The organism is Sphingomonas sp. GM_Shp_2 (assembly GCF_026540875.1).
GTDB lineage: Bacteria > Pseudomonadota > Alphaproteobacteria > Sphingomonadales > Sphingomonadaceae > Sphingomonas > Sphingomonas carotinifaciens.
In genome coordinates this window covers 1-9,227 of the sequence record NZ_JALNUQ010000082.1, presented here as the reverse complement: position 1 = coordinate 9,227, position 9,227 = coordinate 1, and the positions used below count along the sequence as shown (strand labels likewise).

Annotated in this window: 8 protein-coding genes; 6 read left to right on the top strand and 2 right to left on the bottom strand. The window is 68.0% G+C overall.

Translation table 11 applies throughout. From position 1 onward, the window contains the following. The coding region (locus OXR08_RS18175) for a sugar-binding domain-containing protein (RefSeq protein ID WP_346731919.1) at positions 1–762 on the bottom strand (762 nt) is incomplete at its 3' end. 162 nt (positions 763–924) lie between these two features. Between OXR08_RS18175 and OXR08_RS18170 the strand changes: the two genes are divergently transcribed. Continuing rightward, positions 925–1,854 carry an alpha/beta hydrolase gene (locus tag OXR08_RS18170; RefSeq protein ID WP_267352024.1) on the top strand — a complete coding sequence of 310 codons (930 nt, stop codon included), beginning with the start codon at positions 925–927 and terminating at the stop codon, positions 1,852–1,854. 2 nt (positions 1,855–1,856) lie between these two features. Here OXR08_RS18170 and OXR08_RS18165 read toward each other — a convergent pair whose 3' ends face one another. Then, positions 1,857–3,725 carry a rhamnogalacturonan lyase gene (locus OXR08_RS18165; protein ID WP_276589582.1) on the bottom strand — a complete coding sequence of 623 codons (1,869 nt, stop codon included), beginning with the start codon at positions 3,723–3,725 and terminating at the stop codon, positions 1,857–1,859. 173 nt (positions 3,726–3,898) lie between these two features. Between OXR08_RS18165 and OXR08_RS18160 the strand changes: the two genes are divergently transcribed. The 5 genes from OXR08_RS18160 to OXR08_RS18140 form a co-directional block, all read left to right on the top strand. Then, positions 3,899–4,684, top strand: coding sequence for an IclR family transcriptional regulator (locus tag OXR08_RS18160; protein ID WP_267352021.1), 786 nt, complete (start codon positions 3,899–3,901; stop codon positions 4,682–4,684). Positions 4,685–4,707: 23 nt separating this feature from the next. Continuing rightward, the gene (locus tag OXR08_RS18155; RefSeq protein ID WP_112382343.1) at positions 4,708–5,472 is read left to right on the top strand and encodes an SDR family NAD(P)-dependent oxidoreductase; all 765 of its coding nucleotides are present in this window, start codon (positions 4,708–4,710) and stop codon (positions 5,470–5,472) included. Positions 5,473–5,498: 26 nt separating this feature from the next. Continuing rightward, complete coding sequence (locus OXR08_RS18150; RefSeq protein ID WP_267352019.1) at positions 5,499–6,944, top strand: glycosyl hydrolase family 28-related protein; 1,446 nt, start codon at positions 5,499–5,501, stop codon at positions 6,942–6,944. Positions 6,945–7,019: 75 nt separating this feature from the next. After that, complete coding sequence (locus OXR08_RS18145) at positions 7,020–7,334, top strand: L-rhamnose mutarotase (RefSeq protein ID WP_267352018.1); 315 nt, start codon at positions 7,020–7,022, stop codon at positions 7,332–7,334. Beyond that, positions 7,327–9,227, top strand: a 1,901-nt coding sequence (locus OXR08_RS18140; RefSeq protein ID WP_267352016.1) for a beta-galactosidase, incomplete at its 3' end; no start/stop codon positions are given. The genes OXR08_RS18145 and OXR08_RS18140, both read left to right, overlap by 8 nt.

Below are 9,227 nucleotides of genomic sequence, written 5' to 3'. Positions count from 1 at the left end.
GATGTGCGTGGCCGGCGCCGCATAAAGCGACACGCTCCGCTCGATCCCGTTCACCCGCCAGAAATCCTGGTCCTCCAGATAGCTGCCATCGGCATAGCGATAGAGTTCGATCGCCACCGTATTGCGCCCGGCATGCATCTGACGGGTGACGTCGAACTCGGCCGGCAGCTTGGAGTCCTCCGAATAGCCGACCCGCTGCCCGTTCACCCACAGATAATAGGCTGCACCCGCCGCCCCGATGGTCAACAGCATGCGGCGCCCGGCGAAGTGCGCCGGCACCACTACGTCGCGCCGATAGGACGCGACCTCGTTCACGGAATGGTCGATCAGCGGCTGGTTGCGCGGGAAAGGATAGCCGCTGCCGACGAACACCGGTCCGCCATGCCCCTCAGCCTGCAAGATTCCCGGCACGCGCATCGTGCCCCAGCCGGACACGTCATATCCCGGCTGCTCGAACCCCTTGGGGCGCGCTTCCGGATTGGGGGCCAGCTTCATCCGCCAGTCGCCGTCCAGCGACAGGTGATAGCGCGAGCGGCGGACATCGCCCCGAAGCGCGGCCTGCTTCGTCTCGAACCCGGCAAAGGTCGCGTGCATCGGCTCCGCGCCTTCGCGGATCACCTCCGGCCGCTCCCATTCGGCCTGCTGCGCGGCCACCGGCGTCGCGATCAAGCCGACCAGCAAAGATAAGCGTACCGACATCATCACCCCCCAACCCAGGCGCGTGCCCCCGTCGGCCGCCCGGTATTTCGTATACCGTACCAACGATCCGCTACCGATCAATCCCTGATCCACGGCCAAGGGCGTTACGCACACCATTGCAATGGCGGTTCGCGCATTGCACGATCGCGCCGAAAACGGCGTTGGGGAGGTGGAATGCGCATGAACAGGAATGGAACGTCGCGGCGCACGCTGATCGCCGCCGGCATGACCGGCCTTCTTCCGCTGGCCGCCGCCGCCGCCTCACCTGCGCTGCGGGTCGAGCGCCTGCCGCTGTGGCCGGGCCGCCCGCCCGGTGGCGAGGGTATTTCCGTGACCGACCAGAGCGTGTTCCGCTCACCCGAAAACAAGCCCGACGACATTGCCTGGCCGCATGTCGCCACGCCCATGCTCACCGTCATCCATCCCGAGCGGCCCAATGGTGCGGCGGTGCTGATCTGCCCCGGCGGCGGCTATGCCCGCGTGGCGACCGGCCGCACCGGCGGAGACGTCGCGCGCAGGCTGGCCGCCATCGGCATCACCGCCTTTGAACTGCTCTACCGCCTGCCGCATGACGGCTGGGCCGCGGGTCCGGACACACCGCTCCAGGATGCGCAGCGCGCGATGCGGCTCATCCGCGGCCAGGCCGGCAAGCGCTGGACGGTGGACTCCGCCCGCGTCGCCGTCACCGGCTTTTCCGCCGGAGGCCACCTCGCCGCCCGCCTCGCCACCCAGGCCGCCACGCAGACCTATGCGCCGGTCGACGCCAACGACGCATTGTCCGCCAGACCGCTGGTCGCCGGCCTGTTCTACCCGGTCGTCACCATGGGCGACGACGGCGTCCACGCCGCGTCGCGCGAACGCCTGCTCGGCTCCCACGCCGCCGATCCCGCGTGGCAGCAACGCTACTCCACCGAACGAAACCTCCCCGCCGACACGCCCCCGACCTTCATCACCGGCAACGCCGACGATCCCGTCGTCCCGATCCGCAACAGCCTGCTGCTATGGGAAGCGCTACGCTCTGCGCGCATCCCCACCGAACTGCTGATCTTCGAACATGGCGGCCATGGCCCCCCGGCCAACCGGCGGAACGGTGCGGCCGTGCCCTGGCTGGACCTGTTCCTTGGCTGGGCCAGCGATCACCGCTGGCCCGCCTGACGTCATTCCACCGTGCCCGCCGGCTTCGGGAAGTAGCTGAGATGCGGTGGCTGGTTGTACGCGACGTTCTGCCACGCCACCCCCATCCGATATACCGGGTCGTGCATCAGCGTGACCAGCCGGTGGTCCGTCGGATAGGGCGTGACGTAGATGCGCAGCGACCGGTTGTCCGCCGCCCGCCAGATCACCTCTTCGCGCCAGTCGCCCAATATGTCGGCCTGCAGCGTGGGATTGGCCTTGGTCCCGTTGTTCGACGCGACATCGGCGGGATGCAGCAGCGGGGTCTCGGTCGCCGTGGTCCAGTTCCACTTGCTGATCGTCGTTCCATTCAGCAATTCGCGCAGCAGGTCGCCATCCCACCAGATCGCGAAATTGGCGACGCGCGGCGCCGGACCGATCCGGCGTCCGGCGACATCGAACAGGTCGCGGCTGTTCGATCCCCAGAACTCGGCGCCCGGATGGCGCGGATCGATATCGGCGGCCAGCCCGCGCCCGGTATCCTCCTGCGCCGGCTTGCTCCACAGGATCTCGCCGGTACGCGCATCGAGCAGCGCCGATCCGATGCCGCCATTGCTCTTCACCTGTTCATGCACGCCCCATTTCTCCAATCCGGGGCGGGCGGGGTCGAGATCGCCGACATGCATGGCATCGCCGTGATAGAGCGGCACCGTCCACAATCCGCGGCCGGTATCGTCGATCGCCATTGATCCATAGATCACCTCGTCGCGGCCATCGGCATCGACATCGGCGATGCTCAACTGGTGGTTGCCGCGGTCGGCATAATCCTGCTGCCCTGGCGCCGCACTGTCGAACAGCCAGCGCTTGGCAAGCTTGCCGTCGCGAAAGTCCCATGCCGCCACCGCGGTGCGCGCATAATAGCCGCGGCCGAAGATCATGCTGGGGCGCTTGCCGTCCAGATAGGCGACGCCCGCCAGGAAACGGTCGGCACGATTGGCATAGCCGTCGCCCCAGGTCGCGGTCATCGTCGCCACGTCGGAGGGTCCGCGCGGCGGATCATAGGGGGCGGTGTCCAGCGCCCGCCCGGTCCGCCCGTCGAACACGGTCAGATATTCCGGCCCGTTCAGGATACGCCCGGTCAGCACCGCCACCTTGCGCCCGTCGGGCAGGGTTTTCGCGCCGGTGCGGTCCGCCTGCGGCACCTCGCCGGCATGGGACCGCCAGTCCGCCGCCGCATCGCCGATCACCACGCCCGTGCCATCGACGGTACCGTCCGCCGTCTTGCACGCCAGCTCGGCGCGGCCGTCCCCGTCGAAATCATAGACCAGGAACTGCGTATAATGCGCCCCGGCGCGAATGTTGCGCCCCAGGTCGATCCGCCAAAGGCGCCGTCCCTCCAGCGTATAGGCGTCCAGGATGACATTGCCGGTATAGCCCGCCTGGCTGTTGTCGTGGCTGTTCGTCGGGTCCCATTTCAGCACGATCTCGTAGCGCCCGTCACCGTCCAGATCGCCGACGCTGGCGTCGTTGGCGGTATAGTCATAGCGTTGCCCGTCGGGCGTCGTTCCCCCCGGCGGCGGCGTCAGCGCGATGGACAGATAGCCCTTGGGCAGCATCAGCGCCGGCCCGCTCATCGCATCCGACACTGGCTTGACCGTATAGCGCGCCTGCGGCGAACCCGCCGGATCGACGAACGCGGTCGCCTTGGCGAGCGGCTGTTTCGTGATCCGCCGTCCGTCCCGGTAGACATGAAAGCGTATGTTCGCCGGGTCGCTGCCGAGCAGCCGCCAGCTGACCAGCCATCCGCCGCCCGCGGTACCCGCCACCACCGGCGTCGCCACCACGCCGCGATCCAGCCGCTCCGCCACGCGCGAAGGCTGTGCCGAAGCCGCCGTCGCCATGCTGCCGATCATCAGCACCAGTCCGTACCACCGCGTCATCGTCGATCAGCCTCGTCCTCTGCCCATCCCGAAGGGGATGATGACCGGATTTTTCGGAACTGTCATTCACTATATGAGATTGACTGCGCGCCATGAACGTTGCCAGCATTCAGGAACCCGTTCTATAGAGTGGACGAGAGGACGGCATGGCGACAATGGACAAGACGGACGGCGGATCGATCGGCGCGGGCAGCCAGACGCTGATGCGCGGCCTCGACCTGATCGAGGCGGTCAGCCACGAGGTGCTGACGCTCAGCGAACTGGCGCAGCGGCTGGACCTGACCAAGAGCACGACGCACCGGCTGCTGTCCGCGCTGGTCGATCGCGGCTACCTCGCCTTCACCCCCCGCTCCGGCTACCGCCTCGGCCCCAAGCTCCTCCTGCTCGGCACCCTCGCCCAAACCCAGGCCGATCTCGTCCAGGTCGCCCGCCCCTATCTGGAAACGCTCGCCGCCTCGACCGAGGATACCGTGCATCTCGGCATCCTCGACGGCGATTCCGCACTGTATCTGGACAAGGTGCCCGGACGCCGCCGTATCAACATTTCCAGCCGGGTTGGCGATCGCCATCCGCTGAGTTCGACCGGTCTCGGCAAGGCGCTGATGCTCGATCATTCGCCCGCCTACTGGATGGAGCGTTTCGCGGCCGAGCAGGCGGCGGGCGCCCCCCCGGCGGAGCCGGAGCAGTGGCGATCGCGGATGCAGGGCTATGCGCAGTGCGGCAACGCGTTCGACCTTGAGGAGAACGAAGACCAGATACGCTGCGTCTCCGCCCCCATCCGCAACGCGTCGCGCCAGATCATCGGCGCGATCAGCGTGTCGAGCGCGGCGCAATATATGAGCGACGAGCGCATGGCGGAACTGGCGGAGGAAGTGCGCGGCACCGCCGGCGCGATCAGCGCCGAACTGGGTTACGAAGCCGCCGCGGACTGAGCGGACGGCGACAAGGGAGACGGATAATGCTGCTCGAAGGCAAGGTCGTGCTGGTCACCGGCGCGTCCGCAGGGATCGGCCGTGCGGTCGCGATCGGGTGCGCCGAACACGGTGCCGACGTCGCGCTCAACTTTTCGCGTGATCAGGCGGGCGCCGATGGTGCGGTGGCGGCGATCGAGGCACTGGGCCGCCGCGCGGTGGCCATTCAGGGCGATGTCGCCGATCCGCAGACCGCGCGGGACTTCATCGACCGCGCGGTTGACGCGCTCGGCCGGATCGACGCCTTCGTCAACAATGCGGGCATCTGCCCATTCCACGCCTTTCTCGACATGCCGGTCGAAACGTTCGAGCGCACCATGCGGGTAAATCTGCACGGCGCGTATTTTATGGTGCAGGCGGCCGCAAACCGCATGGTCGAACAAGGCGATGGCGGATCGATCATCGCCATGTCGTCCATCTCTGCGCTTGTCGGCGGCGAATATCAGACGCATTACACCCCCACCAAGGCGGGGCTTCATTCGCTGATGCAGTCGGCCGCCATTGCACTTGGCCGGCACAATATCCGCTGCAACTCGCTGTTTCCCGGCACCATCCTGACCGACATCAACAAGGACGACCTCGCCGACGAGAACAAGCGCCGGTCGATGGAGGGGCGCGTGCCGCTCGGCCGCCTAGGCCAGCCCGAGGATTTGGTCGGCCCCACCGTCTTCCTTGCCTCCGACCTCGCCCGCTACGTCACCGGTGCCTCGCTGCTGGTCGATGGCGGCCTGTACGTGAACCTCCAATAGCACCGCTGCCCTTCCCCGCGCACGCCGTGCGGATCGCCGATGTCCGTGCGCACGGCGCCCGCGGCGACGGGGTGGCGATCGACAGTCCCGCCATCGCCGCGGCCATCGCCGCGATGGCGGGCGGGGGCACCGTGCTGATCCCGCCGGGTCGGTATCTGTGCTTTTCGATGCGGCTGCACGGCGGGGTGACGATCCTTTTGCAGGCGGGCGCCGTGATCGTCGCCGCCGACCCGGCGCGCCATCCGGGCCGCTATGACGATCCGGAGGATCGCGGGGCGCAGCTCTATCAGGATTTCGGCCACAGCCATTGGCGCAACAGCCTGTTCTGGGGCGAGGATGTCCGGCAGGTCGCGATCATCGGCCCCGGCCTGATCGATGGCGAGGGGCTGACCCGCGACGGCCCCGGCGCGCGCTGGTCCGCGCAGGTCGGCGAACGGCCGGTGTCGATGGACGGCATGACCGCCGCGCAGATCGCCGCCCTGGAGCCGGAGGCCGCCGCGATGCGCGGGCAGGGCAACAAGGCGATCGCATTGCGCGGCGGGCGCGACATTCGCCTGTCCGGCTTTTTCATGGCCCGCTGCGGCCATTTCGCGATCCTCGCCACCGGCACGCACGGCCTGCACGTCGACCATCTGACGATCGACACGGACCGCGACGGCATCGATCTGGACGGGGTGTCCGACACGCTGGTCGAACATTGCCGCGTCAACACCCCCAATGACGACGCGATCGTGGTGAAGACCAGCCTTGCGCTGGGCAGCGTCCACCCCGCGCAGGACATCACCATCCGCCATTGCACCGTCTCGGGCTACGACCCCGGCACCCTGCTCGACGGCACCTGCCGCACCACCCTGCAACTGGCGCCCGACCGCGACCGGCCGACCGGCCGCATCAAGCTGGGCACCGAGAGCAACGGCGCGTTTCGCCGCATCCGCATCCAGCATTGCCACTTCCATCACTGCCGCGGCCTCGCGCTGGAGGTGGTGGACGGCGGCAGCATCGAGGATGTGGTGGCCGAAGACTTATGGATGGACGGCGTGACCACCGCCCCCCTCTTCCTCCGCCTCGGCGACCGGCGCCGCGGCCCGCCCGGTACCGGCATCGGCGCCTTGCGCGGTGTCACCATCCGCCGCGTCGTCGCCACCGGCATCGACCCACGCTTCGCCGCCACCATCGCCGGGCTGCCCGGCCACCCCGTCGACGACATCCGCCTCCACGACATCAGCCTGACCTACGCCGGTGGCGGCAGCCCTGCCGATGCCGCGCGCCGGCCGCCGGAGATGGCGCGCGCCTATCCGGAGCCCAGCATGTTCGGCATCCTGCCCGCCTGGGGCCTGTGGGTGCGCCATGCGCGCGGTCTGAGCATCGACGGCCTGCACCTGGCGGTCGCCACCCCCGATGCGCGCCCCCCGATCGTCACCGAGCATGTACGCGACGTCGCCATCCGGCGAACGCCCCTCTGGCACGGTTAGGGTTTGACGGCACCGCCAAAGCCATATACCATTTGCTGCATAATAGTTCCAAATAATGGTTCATCGGGAGGTGGCATGACGATCCACGCGTTCAGGATGCGGCTGAAGCCGGGCGTGGTCGACGAGTATCGCCGCCGTCATGACGCCATCTGGCCCGAGCTTTCCGCGTTGCTGACGGAAAGCGGCATCCACGATTATTCTATCTTTCTGGACGAAGAGACGCTGTCGCTGTTCGCCGTGCTGACGCTGGCCGACGACAACAGGCGCGACACCCTGCCCGATCATCCGGTGATGCAACGCTGGTGGGCGTACATGGCGCCGCTGATGGAGGTGGAGCCCGACAACCGGCCAAAGGAATGGCCCCTGCCGCTGATCTTCCACCATGCATAAGGCGGCCATCGCCGCGCTGCTCGCCGCGCCGATAGCGACGGGAGCGATGCCCGCCCCGGCACAGGTCGCGCAAGCCACCGCCAACCTGCAGGCGCCGGTGCAACGCTTCGGCCGGGTATCGTTCGACGCCCGCTCGCTGATGATCGACGACACGCGCCGGATCATCTGGTCCAGCGAGTTTCACCCGTTTCGCCTGCCCAGCCCCGATCTCTGGCGCGACGTGCTGCAAAAGATGAAGGCCAGCGGCTTCAACACCGTCGCCCTGTATTTCGACTGGGGTTATCACAGCCCCAAACAGGGCGTGTACGACTTTACCGGCATCCGCGATGTCGAACGCGTGCTGACCATGGCGGAGGAAGAGGGCCTGTGGGTCATCACCCGCGCCGGCCCCTATGTGAATGCCGAACTGTCGCGCGGCGGCTTTCCCGGCTGGCTGGTCAACCAGCGCGGCCGCGCCCGCACCGACGAACCCGCCTATCTCGCCGCCGCCGACGAATGGCTGACGCAGGTCAACGCGATTATCGCCCGGCATCAGGTGAACCCGGACGCGCAGGGACGGCGCGGCAGCGTCATCCTGCACCAGATCGAGAACGAACTGGCGCTGACCACCCCGGCGCAGGCGCGCTACATGGACCATCTGTTCGCCAAGGCGCGGGCCGACGGCATCACCGTGCCGATCTTTCACAACGATCAGGGCCGCAACGGCTACTGGACGCCCGCGACATCACCGGTCGACAAGGTGGTGAAGGGCCCGGTCGATCTCTACGCCTTCGACGGCTATCCCGGCGGCACCTGTACCGTGCAGGGCCACCCGACGCGCAGCGTCGCGGCACCCGACTGGGGCTATTACGGCCCCGGCGGCGCGAAGGGCGGCGCCTCCGCCTCGCCGAACACGCCCGGCTTCCTCGCCGAATTCGGTGGTGGCTGGTTCGACTATTGGGGCTCCAACGGCGGCTATGAGTGCAACGCCGTCCAGCGCGGCAAGCAGTTCCAGCGCGTTTTCTACGGCACCAATCTTGCCAACGGCATCGGCATCCAGAGCTTCTACATGGGCTATGGCGGCACCAGTTGGGGCTGGCTGCCCGCACCCGTCGTCTTCACCAGCTATGATTACGGCGCCGCCATTTCCGAAGCGCGCGAGCTTCGCCCCAAGGCGGAGGAGCTGAAGCAGCTCGGCGGCCTGATCGCCACCGTGCCCGATCTGGCCGGCATGGTGCCCGCGGGTGCCGTGACCGTGTCGTCGCCGAACGTGCAGGCCTATCACAACCGCAATCCCGAAACCGACGCACGCTTCCTGATGGTCACGCACAAGCCGTCGAACGGCCAGACCGACGACCGTTTCACGATCACCGCCGACTTGCCCGACGGTCGCTACATCTTTCCCGCCGGCGCCCCGATGCGGCTGAACGGCTTCGACGCCAAATGGCTGGTGGCGGGGGTGAATGTCGGCAGGCAGCGGCTGGTCTATTCCACCTCCGAGCTGCAGGCCGCACTGACCATGGACGGCGCCGACCTGATGCTGCTCTACGGCCGCGCGGGCGAACAGGGCGAGACGGTGCTGCGCTACTCCACCGCGCCGCAGGTCCGCGTGCTGGAGGGCACCGTGTCGAGCCGCTTCGACGCGACCAGGGGCGACCTGCTGCTCGACTATCCGCATGACGGCCGGGCGATCGTCCGCATCGACGGGGGCGGCCGCCCGCCCCTGTCGTTGATCCTCACCGATGAGGCGGAGGCGGTACGCTATTGGCGGCAAGGCCCCGCCCTCGTCCGTGGCCCCGCGCTCGTGCGCAGCGCGGAGGCCAGGGGCAACCGGCTGGTCCTCACCGGTGATACCCGCGAGGCGACCCCGCTGGAAATCTGGGCGCCCGCCGCAATCCGCTCGGCCAGCTGGAA